We start from the raw sequence: 18,654 nt of genomic DNA on the forward strand, positions 1-18,654 counted from the left end.
GCGGTCGGGCAACCCTCCAGGAGACCGCGATGGACCTCATCGTCGAAAGCAGGCTCAATACCGTCACAGCTAATGACCGGGCCGCCGGGAAATTCCCCGTTTCGATTCGCTCTGTCAGCGAACTTGCCGAAGATATCCTGGCATTTGAGCTGGCAGACCTTTTCGGCATGCCATTACCGGCATTCTCGGCAGGCGCCCATATTGACGTCCATTTACCGGGCGGGCTGATTCGCCAGTATTCGATTTGCAGCGGCGCGCATGACACCAGCCGCTACGTCATCGCCGTCCTCAAGGAGCCGGCGGGGCGAGGCGGTTCCGCCGCGATCCATCAGTTCGTCGCCGGCGACCGTATCACGATTTCCGGGCCGCGAAATCATTTCCCGCTGGCGGATGACGCTTCGCACCATGTATTCGTAGCGGGCGGCATCGGCATTACCCCCATCAAATCCATGATGTCGGCGGCATTGGCACGAGGCGATACCTTCACGCTGTACTACTGCACTCGGTCCCCGCAGCGCACGGCCTTCCTCGACGATCTCTCGCCGCTCGTCCACACCGGCATCGCCCGCATCCACCATGATGGCGGCGACCCCGCCAATGGCCTCGATCTCAGTGCCGTCCTGCGCGAGCAGCCGGCCGGCGCGCACCTCTATTACTGCGGCCCGTCGCGCTTCATGGACGTAGTGGAAGCCAGTTCCGCGCATTGGCACGCAGGCACCCGGCATTGCGAACGCTTCTCGGCGCCGGCGTCAAAGCCGGCCAGCGCATCTGCTGAGGCAGAGCAACCCTTCGACGTCACGCTTTCACGCTGCGGAAAGACTTTCACCGTGCCGCCCGGCAAGACCATCGTCCAGGTATTGCGGGAAAACGCGGTGGAAGTCGACGTGTCCTGCGAGGAAGGCTACTGCGGGACCTGCATGACGCGCTATCTCGATGGCGATCCCGTTCACCGCGATAGCGTCCTCGACGAGGATGATCAGCAGGAGTTCGTGATGATCTGCTGCTGCCGCGCCAAGAGCCAGACCCTGACCCTCGACCTCTGAGCCGGCGTGCGCCGCGCTCGTTCGTCATTCCCCCCAAAAAACGTGGAGACAACTGAAATGAGCAAGTTCGAGTACGTGAAGAATTGCTGGTATCCCATCGGCTTCTCGCGGGAATTTCCCTTCCATGAGCTCAAGGGCTTCAAGATCGCCGGCAAGCCAGTCGTCATGTGGCGCACGGACGATGGCGAGGTGGTCGCCTTCGACGATCGCTGCTGTCACAAGCGCTTCCCACTCTCCCAGAGCAAGCTGCTTGACGATGGCCGGCTCGAATGCGCGTATCACGGCCTCTGCTATGACGCGACCGGCCAATGCGTGGAGATTCCGTCCCAGCCCGGCAAGATCCCGCCCCAGGCGCGCCTGCATGGGGTGCCGGTGCGCGAGAGGGACGGTGTCGTCTGGGTCTGGCCAGGCGACCAGAAGGCCGCTGCGAACATCGAACCCCCCCGCACGCCGGAGGTGACTGATCCCGGCAAGGTGGGGGTCGGCTCGCCCCAGCCGCTAGAAGTGCCGGCCAACTACCTGCTGCTGATCGAGAACCTGCTTGACATCACACACTTCTATCCCTTGCATGACGGCAACATCGGCGACAAGGAGAACAGCCTTATTCCCGTGCAACTGCAGGAAGGCATCGACGCGGGCTACGAGTACGTCAAAACGCTCCGCCACGTGCACGGCTACAAGCAGCCACCCTACCTGCGTGAGTGGTTCCACTACGAGGAAGTCGAGCGCCTGCATACGCACTGCATGGTCAGCCCGGGCCTGACGCGTGTCGAGATGCATGTAGCGCCTGAGGGCCAACTCGGCACCGAGATGGAACGCGGATACACGCTACTGCACCTGCACTACCCGGTCGACGAGGCAAACCTCGTCTGGCGCTGGAACGTGTCGTGCACGAAGGGCCATACCACGCTGAGCGACCCAGATATCCCAACCGCGCACAAGGTTGCCGAGATGTTCCCCGCCGTGGTTGCGCAGGACCAGTGGGCACTGGAACGGCAGCAGGCGATGTTCGCCTATCCGGAGGACGATTATTCCGAGCTGTTCCTAAAGACCGACAAGGCCCTGCGCCGCGCGCGCCAGATCCTGATGACCCTGCAGCGGGAGGAGCGGCTGGAGGAGAAGTCCGTCATCCCGATTCATCCGCAGCCCGCCACTGCGGCCGTCGCATAGCGCGCAAGAGATAGCCTACAGAGGCCCTCCGACGGGCCCGCAACATTCTGGTGTGGAGACAAATCATGGAAGCACAGGAACTCGCTCTTTCCGGACCGCTGTCACAGAAGACGTGGATGCAGCGCTCGATCAGCTCATGTGTATATCTGTTCGAGCGGCTGATGCCCGACCCGTTTGTCATTGTTATTCTCCTGACAGTGATGACGGCTGCCTGTGCCTCCGCCTTTGCCGCGGGTGGCACCGTCACCAACATCTTGGCCGGCTGGTACAAGGGAATCTTCGGCATCTTCACCTTCGCCTTCCAGATGGTGCTGGTGCTGGTGACAGGCTACGCGCTGGCCAGCGCGCCCATGATCAAGCGTGGCCTGCAACGCCTCACAATGCTCGCCACCGGTCCCCTCTCGGCCGTTGCACTGGTCTCGATCGTCGGTGCTTTCGCAACCTTCCTAAATTGGGGCTTCGGGCTGGTGGTCGGCGCCATGCTAGCCAAGGAGGTCGCCAAGCGCGTACGGGTCGACTTTGCCTGGCTCGTCGCCGCTGGCTATACCGCCTGGGTCCTGTGGGCGTTCACCGGCATGTCGAGCTCGATTGCCCTTTCCATCGCCACGCCTGGGAATCCGCTCAATATCGTCGAGCAGCATACGCACGCCGTGGTGCCGCTCTCGCATACGGTCTTCTCCCTCTGGAATCTCGCGGCTGGACTGATTGCGACACTGCTGTTGCCGCTGGTCTTCATGATGATGCGTCCGTCCGACAGCGACATCATCGCCGCCGACCCCAAGGCCATTGAAGCCAGCGAAGCCGCGGCGACTGAGCCGAAGCGCCGCAACGGCTTGGCCGGCCTGCTCGAGCGGTCACGCCTGTGCGCGCTGGTCTTCGTCGTGGCGGGCGCTGCCTACCTGGTGCAGCAATGGAGCGCGACCGGTATCCGGCTGGACATCAACACCGTGATCTTCATCTTCCTGCTAGGCGGCCTGTGCCTGCACGGCAGCGCCGGGGCCTATGTTCATGCCGTGACGGAAGCCGCCAAGGTGACCGGCCCCATGCTGCTGCAGTACCCCTTCTACGGCGGCATCATGGGCATCATGCATGCAACCGGGCTGGCGGAAGTCGCGTCGGCATCCTTCATCCGCTTCGCGTCCGGCGACACCCTGCCGTTCTGGAGCTACCTGGGCTCCATCGTCATCACCATCTTCATTCCTAGCGGCGGTGGCCACTGGGCCGTCCAAGGCCCCTTCACGATCCCGGCCGCCCAGCAGCTCGGTTCCACCCTGGCTGGCACCTCGATGGCGGTGGCCGCTGGCGAACTGGCGGGCAGCCTGCTTCAACCCTTCTGGGCCATCCCGGTGGTGGCCATCGCTGGAGTCGGAGTGCAGCGAGTGCTCGGCTTCACGCTGGTCAGCTTCATCACCGCCGGGACCTTCTTCGGTCTGCTCTATCTGCTGGTCGTGCCCCATACCGGCGTCTGACGGCAACGCCCGGCAGGCGCATCTCGTCTGCTGGCCCGATTCCAGACCTTTCATTTCTCCTCCTGACAATGAAAACTCCTGCAAAACCGGCGCTGCCCCTCGAGGGCACCCGCGTCATCGAAATCTGCAATGTGGCCGCGGGCCCCTACTGCGGCATGCTACTGGCCGACATGGGCGCCGACGTCATCAAGATCGAGCATCCCGAGACGGGCGACACGCTGCGGAGCTGGCCGCCGATCTCGGGGGGCTATAGCGAGAACTTCGCATCGCTGAACCGGAACAAACGCTCTGTCACCCTGAACCTGAAGGATCCCGACGATGCCGCCCGCGCCCGCGACCTGATCGCTTCAGCCGACCTGCTGATCGAGAACAACCGGCCGGGCGTCATGGATCGCCTTGGCCTCGGCTATGACGACCTGCGCGCCAGGAGTCCCGGCCTGGTCTACTGCTCGATTTCCGCTTACGGCCAGTCCGGCCCGCGCGCTAGTGAAGGCGGCTTCGACCTGACGCTCCAGGCGATGAGCGGCATCATGAGCGTGACCGGTGAACCCGGCGGCGCGCCGGTGAAATGCGGCGTGCCGATTGCCGACTTCTCTGCCGGACTTTATGCGGCATTCTCTGCAGTATGCGCCTTGCGGCAGGCACAGGCCATTGGTGAGGGCACGCACGTCGATATCTCCATGCTGGGCGCCACCCTTGGCATCGCCGCACTGCAGACCTCGGAGTACTTTGGCGGCCGCAAGGATCCAGTCAAGTTGGGCAGCGCCCATCCACGCAACGCGCCCTACCAGGTGTTCGCCTGCCGCGACGGCTACTTCGGTATGGCGGCCGGCAACAATACCCTGTGGCGGGCCGTGTGCGCCGTCATGGCGCACGAGGAATGGCTGTCCTACGATCGCTTCGCCAATCCGACGCTGCGCGCGCGGCACCAGCGCGAACTGCGCGAGATGCTCGAAGCGGAGTTCGTCCGGGACGACGCGGCCACCTGGCTGAGCCGGTTCCGGCAGGCGGGCGTGCCCTGCGCGCCGATCAATACATATTCCGATGTGCTCGCCGACGCGCAGGTGGAACACATGCAATGGGTGCAGCCCCTCACGCTGCCCAATGGCATCGAAACCAGCACTTTCGCCTCGCCGATCCGCCTGTCCGGGGTCAATCTGCCGATCCGCCGTGGTCCGCCCGCGCTGGGCGAGCACAACGCCGAAGTGCTAGGCTCGGCGGTCCCGTCCGGCGAGGAGATAGCGCAATGAGCGAGCTCCTGATCGTTGAACGCGAGGCCGGACACGTCTCGCTCACCCTGAACCGTCCAGACAAGCTCAATGCGCTTTGCCCGGGACTCGTGGAAGCCCTGATCGCCGCGGTCCGGCAGGCGCACGACGACGATGCCACGATGATCAGCTTCCAAGGGGCAGGACGGAATTTTTGCGCGGGGTTCGACCTGGGAGACCTCGACCAGCAGACCGATGCCGACTTGCTGCTGCGCCTGGTCAGGATCGAAACGCTGCTGCAGATGGTGGCGTACTCGCCCTGCCTGACCACGGCTTATGCGCACGGGCGCAACTTCGGCGCTGGTGTAGACCTGTTTGCCGCATGCAAGCGCCGCTATGCCACCGTCGACTCGCACTTCCGGATGCCCGGTCTGCTGTTCGACCTGGTACTCGGCACGCGTCGCTTCGCGGCATTGGTCGGCGCCGAGCCGGCCCGCGAAATCCTGCAGACGGCGCGTGACATCCCTGCCGAAGAGGCCGCACAGATCGGCTTGGTCTCGCGCCTGGCGGGCCAGGCCGACTGGCCGGCACGCCTAGTCGAGGATCGTGACTGCTCTTGCGTGCTGTCCTCTCGCGCCCGTACCGCGCTGTATGCCAAGGTGCTGCCTTCAACCGCGGACGCGGACATGGCGGCGCTGGTCAGTTCGGCCGCTGAGCCGGGCCTGCGACAGCGCATTGAACACTATCTTGGCCGATAAGCCGATTCAATCCATCGAGAAAAGGAAGGTGAAGCAATGAAGACCAAAGCCGCAGTCGCATGGGAAGCCGGCGCGCCGCTGGCGATCGAGGAAGTCGACCTCGACGGGCCGCGCGCCGGCGAGGTACTGATCGAACTGAAGGCGACCGGCATCTGCCATACGGACTATTACACGCTGTCCGGCTCCGACCCGGAAGGCATTTTCCCGGCGATCCTTGGCCACGAGGGTGCCGGCATTGTGGTGGATGTCGGGCCCGGCGTCACGAGCCTGAAAGCGGGCGACCACGTGATTCCGCTATATACGCCAGAATGCCGCCAGTGCAAGTTCTGCCTGTCACGCAAGACCAACCTGTGCCAGGCGATTCGGCAGACGCAGGGCCGCTGCCTGATGCCTGACGGCACCTCGCGCTTTTCCATCGGCGGCAAGCCCCTATTTCACTATATGGGGACCTCGACCTTCGCCAATCACATCGTTGTGCCGGAAATCGCGGTCGCCAGGGTGCGGCAGGACGCGCCGTTCGACAAGATCTGCTACATCGGCTGCGGCGTGACGACCGGCGTCGGGGCGGTCATCTTTACCGCCAGGGTCGAGGCGGGTGCCAATATTGTCGTGTTCGGGCTCGGGGGGATCGGCCTGAACGTGATCCAGGCCGCGCGCATGGTGGGCGCGGACAAGATCATCGGGGTCGACCTCAATCCCGCTCGTGCGGGCATGGCAAGGCGCTTCGGCATGACGCACTTCGTCAATCCGCGCGACACCGACAACGTCGTCGACCACATCGTGCAACTGACCGACGGCGGCGCCGACTACAGCTTCGAATGCATCGGCAATACGCGTGTCATGCGCCAGGCGCTGGAGTGCTGCCATAAGGGCTGGGGCAAATCCATCATCATCGGCGTCGCCGAAGCCGGTGCGGAGATCTCGACGCGGCCATTCCAGCTCGTGACTGGGCGCGAATGGAAAGGCTCGGCCTTTGGGGGAGCACGCGGCCGCACCGACGTACCGAAGATTGTCGACTGGTACATGGAGGGAAAACTAAACATTGACGAGTTGATCACCCATACCCTCCCGCTGGAGCGCATCAACGAGGGCTTCGACCTCATGAAGCATGGCGAGTCGATCCGCTCCGTGGTGCTGTACTAGGACGCGGCCATGCAACTGATATCTGAACACGACACCCTGGCGCTGACGCCTTCATGGATGCGAGGGGCTTCCTGAAGTCTTTACGTTCCTGCACCCGATTTGGTCGCCGCTGGCACACAGCACGGACCCAAGTTTCTTCCTACCTCCAACTATCAAGGAGATACACCGTGGCAATCTTTACACATATCGTGGTCGGCACCAATGACCTGGAGCGCTCGCGCGCATTCTACGACGCCGTCCTGAGCCGACTCGGCATCCAGCGTGTCCTAGACTTGGAAACAGCATCGCTCTGGGGCACCGTCGGGCCAGAGTTCATGGTCACCAAGCCCGGCAACGGCTTGCCGTCGACCTATGCCAATGGCGGCACAATCAGCTTTGCTGCGCCTAGCCGGGATGCCGTACATGCATTCCACGAGGCCGCACTCAGCCTCGGTGCCAACGATGAAGGCGCGCCGGGCCCGCGCAGCTTTACGCCTACTGCCTATGCGGCCTATGTCAGGGACCCCGATGGCAACAAGATCTGTACCTATTGCTTCGAGCCGACTTAAGCGATCAAGAAGCCATCGGCCCACCGATGGCTTCTGCTCAAGCGGCGCCTCTATGTCACCGGAAGCCGGAAGGTGAGAATAATCGTTGCGACCGTGCGTCTACCTGTGGCCATGCCCGCCATCGTTGGCGAACGGCAGAGACGGCCACGCCAACCTCGAACTGGATGACCGCTAGCCACTTCCTCACCGGCCGTTCGGCGGGAAGAGGCTTGATGGCGGCTCATCGGCCGACTCGGTCTTCCAGTACGGCGCAGGCGGACGTCTCAAACTGGCCGGCAAGCGACGACCGCAATCGCCGGGCGACCTGTCGTACCGGGTATGAAAATCACGGGGTAGTCCACAAAACCCCCAAAGACGACAGGGGGCAAAGTTTGATGCATTCTCGGCCTGCCTAGACGCGGAAGAGGCTGGTCAGTATGCCGTAAAACTCCAGGACTTGTTGATCGCCACATCATTTCGCGAGCCGACGAAAGTCGCTGTGTATGTGCCGGCAGCGATGGGCTGCGTGGGGAGCAGGAACACTACCCCTCGAAACAAGCTCGCGTCCTCGACAGCCGAAGCAACCGAGCCAGCCTTGGATTCGGCAGGCACCAGGATGCGAGCCGGTACGCGACTGCCGCCAGGCCCCGTCAGGATGAAGTTCGAGACCGTCAGCACGTCAGATGGCTTTTCAACGTTGACGCGGAACATGATCGGGGGACCGGCTCTGGCCAGATCGGGCGCTGGATTCGGGATCTCGTCGCCAGGAATGAACAAGCCGTGGACGTTGGCATTGTCGGCTGGGTAGTGGGCGCCAGTGCCGGGAGGCAGTTGTTGGCCGCCCCACTGGGCGAGGCCATAGCCGCCGGTTCCGGCTGCGGTCACCACACCAAAGTTCGTCACGCAGTAATTGTCATGCATGGCGAGGCCGATGGTCTCCTGATTGCTGGTAATCCCTTGCAGGTGGTAGACCGAGTTCGCCATCGAGGCAAGACAGCGGCCAATCTCGCCGTTGTAAGCATTCTGTCCAACCCATTGCTTGTGCCAGCCGCCTACGGTGAGTACTTGCTGGTACGGATCGGGACTGGTGAAACCAGGATTCCCGGGGATCTCCGTGTGGCTCATCACCGCGTTGAGCTTCATATACTCCAGGTGGTTCTCGGCCGCAGCGTCCAGGGCGGCGTCTTGCCGCAACGCGCCTACACCCATTGCGATGCGCAGGGAGTTGAGCGCATTGAATAATTCGAGGCGCGGGTCGGTTCTGGAGTAAGTGGATGTGAGCGCGATCACAGTCGAAGCAGAAGAAGACGGTTCCTTCCTGATGGTCGGTGTGCGTGGCAGGTTTGAAGCAATCGTTGGAGGGGTGGCGCCAGCGCTACCAATGCTGGCGCAGACCGCGACGAAGGTAGACATCGCGGCAATTGCGAAGAGGCTCTGTTTCACGTTTATCCGGTTATTTTAGGTCTGTACAAGCGGGGCTAAGGATCCGCGGGTGACCCTGGCAAGTCCGCTTCCAGAGGCTTAACGTGATATCGGGAAGATTCGTGCACAGGAGCATGCGCGCCTGGTGCGGCTAGCTGGGGGAGTGGGTAGGGCGCGCCGTCGGCGCCCATGCAGATGCAAGAACCTAGAGACTGTCCGGGTGCCCACGGAGAGGGATCTGAATGTTGCGCAGCCAGGTGTCGGTGCTTTCCACCTGCATGCCGTCGACGATGGACTGGTGAAAAATGCCGTACTCATATCGGATGCCGTAGCCCAGCGCCGGCGTCTCCAGGGTGGCGAGCGAATCGATGAAGCAGGCCGCAAGTCGGCCCAGGCCGCCGTTGCCCAGGCCCGGCTCTTCCTCTTGCGCCAGGATTTCGTCCAGGTCGAGGCCAAGTTCCGCCATGGCTTCCCGAACTTCGTCGCAAATGCCTAGGTTGATCAGGTTATTGCCCAGGTGCGGTCCCATCAGGAATTCCGCGGAGAGGTAGGCCACGGTACGCGAGGGCTGCCCAAGGTAGGCCTCGGCCGTGCTGATCCAGCGCTGCACCAGCCGGTCGCGCACCGTGTGGGCCAGGGCCTGGTAAAGATCGTTACCGCTGGCCAGCCCCGGGAGCTTGCCCTGCGTATAGAACACATGATCGAGAAAGGCGCGCCGGATGGTGGCGCTGGACATCGCAGTGCGGGTGTCGTGACCGGGGTGCGCGGCAGGCGGCGTGGGGGGGCGGGGCATTTGACTCGGAATCTGCCGTCATCGGGATCCTCCTGGTGGCATCGGTCGCAGGCGTGCGCAGCCAAGTCGCGCGGGATAGCATGCAAGAAGCTGGTGCGCCGGGCACGGCACCGCCACGTCTCTGATCCTAGACAAGATTCTGCCGGGCAAGTGCCCGGATTGCATGTTTGACTCGCATGTACGTAGCGCTTTTTGCGTGCGGCATGCTTATTACGTGTCCGGGCGTAGCATGCAGCCTGCACAAGGTCGAGATGTCGCCGCAAGCCGATCCTTCCGACGACCCAGGCGCGCTGGGTCGGCCCGAGCCCGGCGAAATGGGGCACGAAACCCATCCGATGGCCGGAGTCACAGGAACCGGTCCAGGGCAGCAGCTTTCCGGATGCGCGAGCTTTCCGATGCTGTCGACGCGGCCAAGCAAGCCGCCGCTGCCTCGATAGCGCACAGGGCCTCTGCATCCTCGATATGCGGGAACATGGACGTATAAAAAGTGCTGTTCGCGGGCTATGCAAACGGCAGCATGCCGCGCGCTACGGCGAGCAGGGAGGAGGTGTAGATCACATAGGCGAGAAATCCCAGGCCGCTGATACCCGCCTAAGATCTCGCACACACCTTAGCTACGCGTTAGCCCGGTACGGCTGGGGGAGATCACACCTCCAGTCCTGGCTGGGGCGGTATGTTGCCGGCGGCGAATTGTGATGGGGGGGGAGGGTGGTTTGACCGGCAGTAATGGCCGGTCCCTTAGCGAACGGCCGAGAAGGATCGGGAAGCGTCTTATATCGAGAGGTGCAGACTGAAACTCCCTTAAACCGAAAGGAGACAGTCATGGACACAGGAGAAGACCTCGCCGCGACGCTCCACGCTAGTCGTCAACGGGCCATCCGCAAGCTCGCCGGCGGCGGCAAGGCGGCTGAGACAGCGGTGCCGGCCGTGGTAAGAGCCCAGCAGCGAAGCAGCGCTGACCCGGCACCGCATGCAGGGTTACAAACACAGTCACGAAACTTGCAATGATTTACAAATAAAACAGCAGATGGCCCGGCTGTGTTCGGGGCGCTGGAGATAGAAGATCACATCGCGCCCGCACCTAACCCGACATTCGCATCGATTGCACCATCTCAGTGACTTTCGTTGCGAGGAAAGTATGCAAATCGTTTCAATAGGGTTAGATCGAATATGTTACTCAATGTAAATCAAGTAACTTTAGTGCTAGTTGTCCCGCTGGCATTGTGATGCAGTGTTGGTGGCTTTGAGTGGTGGGGGGAGGTCTCATGCAGCATTCCAGCCGATCCGCTTGCAACTTGTGCCGTGATCTGTCCGGTCGCACCGGCCGCGCCAGCCGCAACGGCAAGATGATCGGTGTTCCCCGCAGCCAGTCAATTCGACACCGAAGGCACCTGAGTCGCGCGCAGCACTTCTCACGCACCGGCGCCACCTTCCCACTGACGGACCCGCGGCAGCCGCCGCCCGCCCACCTTGCGCGATGTCGGCCCTGCCACTGTCGAGCGCGCCATATGAACTGAATGCATCATCGCGCAGTGCCGGCAAAGGGCAGTGGTTTCTGCCCGGCTTGCCGGTTCCGGCCTAAAACAGCGCACCAACCATATTAAAAAGACGGGAATCTCAATGGCCTTCTATGCTCTGCGGGAACTCACGCTGCAGTCCCTCGAACCGCTCGGGGCGATGATCCAGGCAGGTTATCGTGCAGTCAATTTCTGGGGCGAGTCGGTCGCCTGGGTTCCGGGGATCCGCGAGGCCGACGCCGCACTTGAGTTGTTCACCCGGCTTACCAAGGCCTATGGAAAACCTCGCTTTGCGATCGACGAAGTCATCGTCCGCGGGCAACGGGTGGTCGTCACCGAGACAGCGCTCATCGAGGAGCCCTTCTGCCGGCTACTGCATTTCAAGAAGGACATGCCCTGTCCTGGTCCCCGGGTGCTGCTCGTGGCCCCGCTCTCGGGCCACTACGCTACCCTCCTGCGCCCAACGGTCGAAGCCTTGCTGCCCGAGCATGATGTCTACATCACGGACTGGGCCGATGCACGGTTTGTCCCGCTTGGCGCTGGGTACTTCGATCTTGGCTGCTATGTCGATTTCCTGAAAAAGTTCTTGCGATACCTCGGCGCCGGCACGCATATCGTGGCGGTGTGTCAGCCGGGGGTCCCGGTGCTTTGTGCGGTTGCCCAGATGGCCGAAGACAGCGAGCAGTCGCAGCCCCGCTCCATGACCCTCATCGCCGCGCCGATCGACACCCGCGTAAGCCCGACGGCGGTCAACCAGTTCGCGCAGAAATATTCGCTGCCATGGTTCGAGACGAACGTCATCGAACGGGTACCCACCGGCTACCCGGGAAAAGGACGCCGGGTTTATCCGGGCTTCCTTCAGCTTGCAGGCTTTGTATCGATGAACGTCGCACACCACGCCGGTGCGCACCTTGACTTTTACCGTCACCTGGTCGATGGCAGGCAGAACGAAGCTGCCAGGCATCGCAAGTTCTATGACGAGTACAACGCCGTGCTCGACGTGCCGGCCGAGTACTACCTGGAAACCATTCAGAAGGTTTTCCTGGAGCATCACCTGTGCCGCGGCTGCATGGAAGTAGGCCAGCGTCGTGTCTACCCCGAGGCCATTACGAACGTTTCACTGCTGACCATCGAAGGCAGCGAGGATGACATCACCGGCCGCGGCCAGACCGAAGCGGCTCACGCGCTCTGCGCAGGCCTTGCCGCCGACCGGAAAGAACACATCGTTGTTGACGGCGTGGGTCACTACGGTACTTTCGCCGGCCAGGGATTCCAGCAATCCATCCTGCCTGCCATTACGCAGTTCATTCAAAGGCATGCTGACTGAGCGCTATGTCACATCGGCGGGGCTGGCTGCGCAAGTTGGCACGAGGCTGTCAGTGCTTCATCGCCCGCCGTGCTCCGCTCGGGGGAAAGACGCGCCGGCCGGTTGCAGGACGCTGATGCGCTGCTGCCCTGCCGTGTTCAGGCATGGAACGATGACCCGCAGTCTCTGCGCTGGTGGCCAGACGCGCGCATGTCAGCAATCGACGAAAAGAAGCTCTCTGATGCTGACCATGGACGAGCAGATCCAGAAAGCCGTCGACTGCTACAACGCAGGCGCGACCGTACTGCATGTCCGTGAGGAAGACGGCAAGGGCAGCAAGCGCCTTTCCAGGTTCAACGAGATGCTTGCCCTTCTGCGCGAAGCCGTGCCAAAGATGGCACCCGGCAGACATGATTGAATTTGCCCGCCGTACCCCGGACGGCGCCGTGCTCACGCTCGAAACGCTGAACCGCAACGTGGTGCCAATGAACACCATGGCGATCGCGCTGGGCATGCATGTGCGCGTTGGCATTGAGGACACGCTGTTCGGCCCAGACGGCGAACGCGCGACTTCAGTGCAGCAGATCGAGAAGATGGTGCGCATCGCACGCGAACTCAACCGCGAGATCGCCACCGGCGAAGACGCCCACCGCATTTACCAGCGCGGCGCATACTGGCATAGCACCGACGAGACGCTGAAGCAACTCGGCATGGTGCCTAACCGTAAGCGCGCACAGCGCGGCGACCCTGTGCGCAAGGTAGCATAAACAGGTAAATCCCGGACGGAATGCGGTGGCGTACCGTATTCCGTCCCGCATGCGACAAATGATCCTGTGGCCTGGAGACATCTGATGGTCTGGAAAAAAGCCCTCTGCCGTTCTGGCAACGTTGTTGATGATCCATCTGCTCGTGGCGGGCCTACCACGTTCACGATACTGTTCGTCGTCATCTGCGAACATTGATTATTGCTTATCGTTTCGCCCCTGCCGAATCGGCCTTGTTCTACATCGGCATGTGCGTGAGCTTTTTTTTAGCGGCCGGCGCACCGCTTGCCGAGTGACTGGTACGGCCGATGACGCGACGTCCAGCGTTACCAGCCGAGCGGCCGTTTCGAAAGCGAAGCGGACGCACGAATGTCCGGTCGCGCCAATGGACGAATGACGCCTCGTGGCGTGCGCCGTGACATGGCGGCGCTTTTCCAGTGGGTGAAAGCCCCACCCGGCAACCGCTCCAGCCGGAAGCAACCGGAGCAATCGTGGAGGTAACGACCTCCACCTCGATCACCGCTTGTCGGGCGTTTCGCCCCGGGCGGTAGGCGTACTGCTCTGGTGGAAGGATCTGCTCCGTATGATGCGTGTCGAGGTAGGTGCTCAGGTAGTCATGCCAAAACCCAGAATGCGAACTAGAGTCCGGAATTTTTCTTCGTTTTCCAGCCGGACCACCAGTTGTCGATCGCCGGCGCGTAGACACAAACCGGCTGCTTCCTTTCGCTCGGTGAGCATTGCGGCGATTTCCGCATTCTCACAGTCGATCAGCATTGCCGTTCCCGAGATTTTCAGCGCCTTGGCCTGTTTCTCGGTGGCCTTGATGAAGGACTCCACTGTTTCTGGCAGGGGCTGGTCTTCCCGGGTCTGCAGAAACGCTCGAAGTTCGGCAATGTCACGTCCTTTTTCAATAGCTCCAACAGCCTTTTGACGCTCCAATCGCCAACTGTTATCCGTTGCCTCTACGGCCCAGGTATCAAGGATTAGGGACTCTTCCGCCGACAGACTTCCCCCGACGACATTTACCTGCAAACTGGGCAAGACAGAAAGCTTCACGGTCGGCTGGATCGGAGCGGGCGTGTAGCCCTCAACCAATCCGAAGCTCCAAGCACCCAGCGGTGTCACGCGGAAGTAGATCAGACCATCGTAGCGGCTGAGGAATTCCAGGTCATCTGTCCCCCACATCTGACCGAAGTCGCTACGCGCTCCGGTCGGTTCGATGTAAGCGACATCAATGATGCCAAGGGCGGCAGCGTACTCGAACAGGAAGCAGAGCAGAAAGCGAAACTGCAGAATCTCCCAACTATGATGGAAGCCGTTATTGCCGAGGCTGCCATATTGCGGGTCGCTAATGTAAAGCTTCCAAGGGTCATGCGTCACGTCAAACGTGTGACCGGTCGCCTGCATGAACCGGGAAAAGTCGCCGACATCGACCCACGCTCCGACCGGACAGAGCCGCAGTATTTCGGCAATAGCGGCACGACGCGGCACCACCGCGGTCATGACGCGACCTTTCGATTTCTGCCCCTTGATGACGTCAACGCGGCTAAACTCGTCAAAGAGACTGGACTTAAGCCACTTGTTCCAGATCGCGCTCAATACGGTGGCTGGGGAGGCGGTCAAAGCTTTCCGACCCGCCGCGCTCAAAGCCAGTTTGCTGCCGTTCCGTTGCACCAGTCCGGCAGCCTGAAGCAGCAGCGGCCATGAGAACGGCTTGATCGGCCCGATTTCGTGATCCCGTTGATGCTGTGTGGGCTTATGGGGGTAGAAATCACCGTTGGCGAGGTTCTCCGTCAAAAGGCGCTGCGTGGTTGCGCCGGGCAACGATGTCTTGTCGCTGACCTGGATCTTGCCTTGATCCGTCAGGCGCAGCAGAACTGACAGATCCACCATTGCATCGCGCTCGCTGTGTCGCACCGACAACCGATTTTCGCCGATCTTCTCCGGAAGCGTTTCGATTGTGTTCAGCCTGACGGGCTCAGGTTCCGGCACGAAGGTTCTTAGTCGTTCGCACATATCAACGGGCAGGTTGTACCCCCCATCCTGGTGATACAGAAAGAGGCCTAACGCCGTCGGCGGTCCATAATACGAAGAGCGGCGGCCATTCTCCGTGATGGTGAAATCGGGCAACCGCCCGTATTTCGCCCGAAATCGGTTTCCATCAAAGAATCCATCCGGGGCGTACGCGGTCTCCGCCACCGCCATACGCTGGATATCGTCTAGACGATCCCAGAGTGTGCGCAGCCCGTCCCCAGCGAGACTTCCCAGTATCTTCCCGACCAATAGGTCTTTCTTGCCGGTGGGGGAGGCATCAGGAAGCCAGCGCATCAGTGATTTCAACTGGTCGATGGTGAGGCGGGCGAGCACTTCGTTCAACGTGTTCATTGGCAAAATTGGTGTGCTTCTCAGGGAAGATGACCCGCATTATCGTCGAGATCTCCGGCTCGCTCACCTTGTTACACGGTAGGATACCGATCCTGTCAGCATTTCAGTAGCGATACAACAAGCCGCGCTCCATTCATGTCAGCAAGTCCAACCAACGTCGCCCCCAGGCCGGAACTGGATCGCCTCGCAGGACTGGTCGAGCGAGTCACGTTCCACAACGCCGATAGTGGCTTCTGTGTCCTGCGTCTGAAGGTAAACGGCGAGCGTGAACTCGTTACACTGATCGGCCATACCCCGACCGTAGCGCCAGGCGAGTACGCCTCAGCGTCGGGTACATGGGTCACGGATCGCGAGCACGGTAGACAGTTCAAGGCGGTATTCGTCAAGATTTCGCCACCAAACACGCTGACCGGCATCGAGCGCTACCTGGGCTCTGGGATGGTCAAGGGTATCGGTCCGGTGTACGCCGGTCGGCTGGTCAAAGCCTTCGGTGCCGCCGTGTTCGACATCATCGAGCAGACACCTGAACGGCTTCGAGAGGTCGAGGGGATTGGTGCGGTACGTGCCCAAAAGATCACCTCGGGCTGGGCCGATCAGAAGATCATTCGGGAAATTATGGTCTTTCTGCATGGCAATGGCGTTTCGACGTCCCGCGCCGTCCGGATTTTCAAGACCTATGGCCAGGACGCTATCGCTATCGTCACGGAGAATCCATACAGGTTAGCCCGGGACATTCGTGGCATCGGGTTCCTGTCAGCTGACACCATTGCCCAGAAGATCGGTATCGCACGTGACTCCCCGCTGCGTGCGCGGGCCGGCGTCTCCTACGCGTTGTCAGAAGCAGCCGGGGAAGGCCACTGCGGCTTGCCGCGGAGCCAACTCGTGTCGCTTACCGTGAAGCTGCTCGAAATCCCGCAACCCATCATCGAGGACGCGATCGACCAGGAACTGGCAGACGAAGTCGTAATCGCCGATACCGTTGACGGCGTTCCAAGCGTTTTCCTCGCGCCGTTGTACAACGCCGAGCGTTCCATCGTCTCACAGGTCAAGCGTCTGAAGTCTGGAGCGCCGCCATGGACCGCCTTTGACGCCGACAAGGCAATTCCGTGGGTCGAGCAAAAGCTCACGATCCAACTTGCTGATAGCCAGAAGGAGGCGATCCGTCTGGCTCTTTCGTCAAAGCTGCTAGTCATCACCGGCGGCCCTGGCGTCGGGAAGACGACATTGGTCAATTCGATACTGACGATCCTGCGCGCAAAACAGGTGAAGGCGCTCTTGTGTGCGCCAACCGGCCGGGCGGCCAAGCGATTGTCGGAGTCGACCGGACTTGAGGCGAAGACGATCCACCGGCTGCTTGAAGTCAATCCAGCCAACGGGCAATTCAAGCGCAACGAGGAGTCGCCGCTCGAATGTGATCTGCTGGTGGCCGACGAGTGCTCGATGGTCGACGTGCCGTTGGCGAACCAATTGCTGAAGGCGGTGGGGAGCGCGACCGCGGTGATCTTCGTCGGGGACGTGGATCAACTGCCATCGGTCGGCCCCGGACAGGTTCTGTCGGATTTGATCGAATCGGGCGCTGTGCCTGTCGTGCGCCTGACTGAGGTGTTCCGGCAGGCCGCCACCTCGCGCATCGTTCGAAGCGCCCACCAAATCAATCAAGGGCTGTTCCCATCCTTGCCGGAAAAAGGCGATGAGTCGGATTTCTATTTTGTGACGGCGGACGAACCCGAAGGGATTGCCCAGACCGTCGTCGACTTGGTAAAGACCCGGCTACCAAGGAAATTTCATCTGGACCCGGTACGCGATATTCAGGTGCTGTGCCCGATGAATCGCAGTCTTACCGGTGCTCGCGGCATCAATCAGTTGCTGCAGGAGGCGCTGAACCCGCCTGGTGAGCACAGCATAGAGAAGTTCGGCTATCGCTTCAGCGTTGCCGACAAGGTCATGCAGATCGAGAACAACTATGACAAGGATGTCTACAACGGCGACATCGGGTTCGTGACCCACATTGACCCCGATGAGCAGGAATTGACCGCGACCTTTGAGGATCATGTCGTCACATACGCGTTTGGCGAACTGGATGAACTCGTGCTGTGTTACGCGACGACCATCCACAAATCCCAGGGATCGGAATATCCGGTGGTGGTGATACCTATCTCGACCCAGCACTATATGATGCTCAGGCGAAATCTGATCTATACCGGCATCACGCGCGGCAAACGCCTCGTTGTATTGGTCGGACAAAAGCGTGCCCTGGCGATTGCTGTCAAAGGCAAGCAGACCGAACGTCGCTGGTCGAAGCTCGCGGAATGGTTATGTCTCTGATTTGTCCAACATCAATGCCGCGGGACCCAATGGGCTGCGGATGACGGCGGCGGGCGGCGAAGCGCCGGGCATGGTCGGCGCGCGAAGGTCCGTTGTTTGGGGGGAACCGCCGTTTAGCGTCCGCGCACGCACGCCGGCGAATGGCAGGAGATGGCTGGCAACGACCGTCCGCTCCGGGATCTGCCAACGGCCGTTCCTCGGCCAACTTGGCTGCATCGACGATGCATCGGGGATGAGCGAAGCTGGAGAAATTGCGCCCGCACTTTGAGATATGCGAAAGCTGGACCTCGGCCTCGCCTGCTCCTAGCGTCCTCGCCGTCAAGCGACGAGCCCCATATGGAGTCGTTCTTTCGTACGTTCACGGCGAGGCACAGGTGCCGTGGGCGGGCAGCACGGTTGAACTGTGGTCCCAATCCTCGACAGAGTTGGAGCGCGCCCGCGAGCAGGCGGTCATTGCCCAGTAGTAGCCCAACGCGCGTCAGAAAAGTGCGAGCGAGTCGGCGAAGCGTTGAGCTTGGCACTGGTTCACGCGCAGCGAGGCCACCCTGGCGGAAGCCCAGGCCACGGCGCTGACACCGGCGCCGGACGGCGAAGGGCAGTGATCGACCCACTGCCGCCGGTCGCGCTGTCGGGCATTTAAGGGCAGCTAACGGAATGGTCCGGTCACTCACGCCGGCGTCTTGGGGACAGGAGTCCGGCCTTTGCGGACGTTGGAGTGTCGGCGAATGTGAGCCAGCTCGTAGGCGCTTTGCCGACATTCACACCGTTGCAGCCTCGAATGTGAGGTACCGTTGTGAGTGGACGAGTACCTGCGACCCAATTTG

At 61.5% G+C, this 18,654-nt stretch carries 13 protein-coding genes and 1 pseudogene; 11 read left to right on the forward strand and 3 right to left on the reverse strand.

The genetic code is table 11. From position 1 onward, the window contains the following. The first annotated feature begins 29 nt into the window (after window positions 1–29). The 7 genes from ACZY0R_RS12450 to ACZY0R_RS12480 all read left to right on the forward strand — a co-directional run bounded on the left by ACZY0R_RS12450 (window position 30) and on the right by ACZY0R_RS12480 (window position 7,339). Entirely contained in the window at window positions 30–1,043 is a 1,014-nt protein-coding gene (locus ACZY0R_RS12450) for a PDR/VanB family oxidoreductase (RefSeq protein WP_488858668.1), read from the forward strand. Between the two features lie 57 nt (window positions 1,044–1,100). Next, on the forward strand, window positions 1,101–2,213 hold the full coding sequence (locus tag ACZY0R_RS12455; protein ID WP_488858669.1) for a Rieske 2Fe-2S domain-containing protein: 1,113 nt from the start codon (window positions 1,101–1,103) through the stop codon (window positions 2,211–2,213). A gap of 65 nt (window positions 2,214–2,278) precedes the next feature. Further along, complete coding sequence (locus tag ACZY0R_RS12460; RefSeq protein WP_488858670.1) at window positions 2,279–3,682, forward strand: short-chain fatty acid transporter; 1,404 nt, start codon at window positions 2,279–2,281, stop codon at window positions 3,680–3,682. Window positions 3,683–3,750: 68 nt separating this feature from the next. Continuing rightward, a complete protein-coding gene (locus tag ACZY0R_RS12465; protein WP_488858671.1) occupies window positions 3,751–4,932 on the forward strand; it encodes a CaiB/BaiF CoA transferase family protein in 1,182 nt (393 codons plus the stop codon). Beyond that, complete coding sequence (locus ACZY0R_RS12470; protein ID WP_488858672.1) at window positions 4,929–5,648, forward strand: enoyl-CoA hydratase/isomerase family protein; 720 nt, start codon at window positions 4,929–4,931, stop codon at window positions 5,646–5,648. The genes ACZY0R_RS12465 and ACZY0R_RS12470 overlap by 4 nt, the downstream gene beginning before the upstream one ends. Before the next feature lie 36 nt (window positions 5,649–5,684). Then, window positions 5,685–6,791 carry an S-(hydroxymethyl)glutathione dehydrogenase/class III alcohol dehydrogenase gene (locus ACZY0R_RS12475; RefSeq protein ID WP_488858674.1) on the forward strand — a complete coding sequence of 369 codons (1,107 nt, stop codon included), beginning with the start codon at window positions 5,685–5,687 and terminating at the stop codon, window positions 6,789–6,791. Window positions 6,792–6,958: 167 nt separating this feature from the next. Further along, entirely contained in the window at window positions 6,959–7,339 is a 381-nt protein-coding gene (locus tag ACZY0R_RS12480; RefSeq protein WP_488858675.1) for a VOC family protein, read from the forward strand. A 411-nt stretch (window positions 7,340–7,750) separates the two neighbouring features. Here ACZY0R_RS12480 and ACZY0R_RS12485 read toward each other — a convergent pair whose 3' ends face one another. Together ACZY0R_RS12485 and ACZY0R_RS12490 are read right to left on the reverse strand one after the other, a co-directional pair. After that, window positions 7,751–8,761, reverse strand: coding sequence for a CAP domain-containing protein (locus tag ACZY0R_RS12485; protein WP_488858676.1), 1,011 nt, complete (start codon window positions 8,759–8,761; stop codon window positions 7,751–7,753). Window positions 8,762–8,954: 193 nt separating this feature from the next. Next, window positions 8,955–9,533: pseudogene (locus ACZY0R_RS12490) on the reverse strand (glycogen/starch/alpha-glucan phosphorylase); the annotation flags it as partial. Window positions 9,534–11,153: 1,620 nt separating this feature from the next. Between ACZY0R_RS12490 and ACZY0R_RS12495 the strand changes: the two are divergent. From ACZY0R_RS12495 to ACZY0R_RS12505, 3 genes are all read left to right on the forward strand, one after another. Beyond that, window positions 11,154–12,377: a polyhydroxyalkanoate depolymerase gene (locus ACZY0R_RS12495; RefSeq protein WP_488858677.1), complete on the forward strand. Its 1,224-nt coding sequence runs from the start codon at window positions 11,154–11,156 to the stop codon at window positions 12,375–12,377. Window positions 12,378–12,597: 220 nt separating this feature from the next. After that, window positions 12,598–12,774: a 3-keto-5-aminohexanoate cleavage protein gene (locus tag ACZY0R_RS12500; protein WP_488858679.1), complete on the forward strand. Its 177-nt coding sequence runs from the start codon at window positions 12,598–12,600 to the stop codon at window positions 12,772–12,774. Then, complete coding sequence (locus ACZY0R_RS12505) at window positions 12,767–13,123, forward strand: 3-keto-5-aminohexanoate cleavage protein (RefSeq protein ID WP_488858681.1); 357 nt, start codon at window positions 12,767–12,769, stop codon at window positions 13,121–13,123. The genes ACZY0R_RS12500 and ACZY0R_RS12505 overlap by 8 nt, the downstream gene beginning before the upstream one ends. A 603-nt stretch (window positions 13,124–13,726) precedes the next feature. Here the strand turns inward: ACZY0R_RS12505 and ACZY0R_RS12510 are convergent. Further along, complete coding sequence (locus ACZY0R_RS12510) at window positions 13,727–15,505, reverse strand: hypothetical protein (protein WP_488858683.1); 1,779 nt, start codon at window positions 15,503–15,505, stop codon at window positions 13,727–13,729. 135 nt (window positions 15,506–15,640) lie between these two features. On the opposite strand from ACZY0R_RS12510, the gene recD2 reads away from it, so the two are divergent. Beyond that, complete coding sequence (recD2, locus tag ACZY0R_RS12515) at window positions 15,641–17,830, forward strand: SF1B family DNA helicase RecD2 (RefSeq protein WP_488858684.1); 2,190 nt, start codon at window positions 15,641–15,643, stop codon at window positions 17,828–17,830. Window positions 17,831–18,654: the final 824 nt, after the last annotated feature.

The sequence above is a fragment of the Cupriavidus sp. F041 genome, from assembly GCF_057814235.1.

Coding starts and splice junctions, on each gene's coding strand:
- ACZY0R_RS12450 (WP_488858668.1), top strand. CDS start 30: ATGGACCTCATCGTCGAAAGCAGGCTCAATACCGTCACAGCTAATGAC.
- ACZY0R_RS12455 (WP_488858669.1), top strand. CDS start 1,101: ATGAGCAAGTTCGAGTACGTGAAGAATTGCTGGTATCCCATCGGCTTC.
- ACZY0R_RS12460 (WP_488858670.1), top strand. CDS start 2,279: ATGGAAGCACAGGAACTCGCTCTTTCCGGACCGCTGTCACAGAAGACG.
- ACZY0R_RS12465 (WP_488858671.1), top strand. CDS start 3,751: ATGAAAACTCCTGCAAAACCGGCGCTGCCCCTCGAGGGCACCCGCGTC.
- ACZY0R_RS12470 (WP_488858672.1), top strand. CDS start 4,929: ATGAGCGAGCTCCTGATCGTTGAACGCGAGGCCGGACACGTCTCGCTC.
- ACZY0R_RS12475 (WP_488858674.1), top strand. CDS start 5,685: ATGAAGACCAAAGCCGCAGTCGCATGGGAAGCCGGCGCGCCGCTGGCG.
- ACZY0R_RS12495 (WP_488858677.1), top strand. CDS start 11,154: ATGGCCTTCTATGCTCTGCGGGAACTCACGCTGCAGTCCCTCGAACCG.
- ACZY0R_RS12500 (WP_488858679.1), top strand. CDS start 12,598: ATGCTGACCATGGACGAGCAGATCCAGAAAGCCGTCGACTGCTACAAC.
- ACZY0R_RS12505 (WP_488858681.1), top strand. CDS start 12,767: ATGATTGAATTTGCCCGCCGTACCCCGGACGGCGCCGTGCTCACGCTC.
- ACZY0R_RS12510 (WP_488858683.1), bottom strand. CDS start 15,505: ATGAACACGTTGAACGAAGTGCTCGCCCGCCTCACCATCGACCAGTTG.
- recD2 (WP_488858684.1), top strand. CDS start 15,641: ATGTCAGCAAGTCCAACCAACGTCGCCCCCAGGCCGGAACTGGATCGC.